This is a genomic window from Phenylobacterium sp., from assembly GCF_031181185.1.
Taxonomy (GTDB): Bacteria; Pseudomonadota; Alphaproteobacteria; order Caulobacterales; family Caulobacteraceae; genus Phenylobacterium.
The window spans coordinates 1-1,609 of sequence record NZ_JAPSKZ010000336.1; the positions used below are offsets into that span (position 1 = coordinate 1).

At 69.7% G+C, this 1,609-nt stretch carries 2 protein-coding genes and 1 pseudogene; 2 read left to right on the forward strand and 1 reads right to left on the reverse strand.

Annotation, left to right across the window (positions count from 1 at the left end; genetic code table 11):
• A pseudogene (locus tag RIF93_RS20630) lies at window positions 1-240 on the reverse strand (acetylglutamate kinase); the annotation flags it as partial.
• A gap of 75 nt (window positions 241-315) precedes the next feature.
• Here RIF93_RS20630 and RIF93_RS20635 point away from each other — a divergent pair.
• Entirely contained in the window at window positions 316-501 is a 186-nt protein-coding gene (locus RIF93_RS20635) for a hypothetical protein (protein ID WP_309093314.1), read from the forward strand.
• A gap of 195 nt (window positions 502-696) precedes the next feature.
• A partial coding sequence (locus tag RIF93_RS20640) for an outer membrane beta-barrel protein (RefSeq protein ID WP_309093315.1) occupies window positions 697-1,609 on the forward strand: 913 nt, incomplete at its 3' end.

A 1,609-nucleotide genomic window follows, 5' to 3' on the forward strand; every position in this document is an offset into this window, starting at 1 on the left:
CTGGGGTCCGCCGCCGTGAACCACGACCGGATTCACCCCCATCAGCTTCAGCAGCACCACGTCCGCGGCGAACTGCTTCGCCACGGCGCTCTCGCCCATGGCGTGGCCGCCGTATTTGATGACCACCGTCTTGCGATCGTAGATCTGGATGTACGGCAGGGCCTCGGCCAAGGTCTTGGCCGTCTCCCAGCCCTGGGCGTCTGCGGCGTAGCCGCCGGTCTGCGGTTCTGTCTCGTCCATCACCCGCGGGTCCGTAATGCCAAGGTCGGCCCCTGTCATCATGAAACCGGAGGCCTGCCTGACCGTTCCGCCCCGATGAAGGCGCACGACATCGATGACCGGGACCTGGCGCCCTCCGATCCGGCCGATCCGGCGTCGCTGCAGCACCCGGACCCGACCCACTGTCCCGAATGCGCGGGCGCCGGCGTGGTGTCGTCGGGCGAGACCTGTCCCGTGTGCGAGGGAACCGGCCGCGCGACCTATCGAACCGGCGGAGGCTGAAGCCGCCTGACAGGCGGCAGCCGCTGATTACGGTGCGAATCTGCGCGTTCGATCGCGCTGTAGCTGAATGGCCACGCTTTTACTCGTTCGCGGCCGCGTCATCTCGACCTTGGCCAGCGAGGCTGTTATGAGGATGCAAGCGGCGGCTCGTGCGCCGCCGAGACGATTCACCTGGGCTGCGGAGGGCATCCACCCATGCGCGTTAAGACACTCATTCTGGCGACCAGCGCCGCGGGGGCGCTGGCCCTGTCGGCCGGCGCCGCTTCTGCCGATCCGAACGGCTGGTACGGCGCGATCGACGCCGGCTGGCATGCGGCCGGCGTCGACACCGCTCAAGGCGTCGCCTTCGACGTCGAGTCGGACTGGGCCGGGTTCGCCCGTCTGGGTTACCGGTTCACGCCGAACTGGCGCGTGGAGCTCGAGGGCGGCTACCGCCCCGGCGATCTCGGTGAAGTGAACGTTGGCGCGACGCCGGCCTATCTTTGCAATGCCGTGCCGGCCGCGGGACCCTGCGAGATCCCCGAAGGGGAGATCCACTCGACCTCCTTGATGGTCAACGTGCTGTACGATTTCGGCGCGGCCGAGTCGCCCCTGCGTCCGTTCGTCGGCCTGGGCGCGGGCATCAACCGGGTCAACACGGAGTTCCTGGGCACCCTGGCGAGCAACCGCGCCATCGCGGTCGGCGCCGACGACAGCTCGGCCAAGCTGGCGGCGCAGTTCCTCGTCGGCCTGAACTGGGCGTTGAGCGAGCGGGCTTCGCTGGACCTGACCTACCGCTACCTCCTTTCGAACATGGAGTTCGAAACCTTCGACTCGGCGCCGGGCTTCGACGTCGGCCCGTTCCAGGGACGCTATGAGGATTCGTCGGTGAGCCTGGGCCTGCGCTATGCGTTCGGCGCGATCGAGCCGGTGACCTATGCGCCGCCGCCGCCGCCGCCGCCGCCCCCGCCGCCGCCTCCCCCGCCGCCGCCGCCGCCGCCGCCGCCGCCGGCTCCGGTCGCGCGTGAGTTCGTGGTCTACTTCGACTGGGATCGCTCCGACCTGACGGCCGAGGCCCGCCAGGTGGTCACCCAGGCGGCCAACTACGCCAAGTCGGGCCGTCCGACCC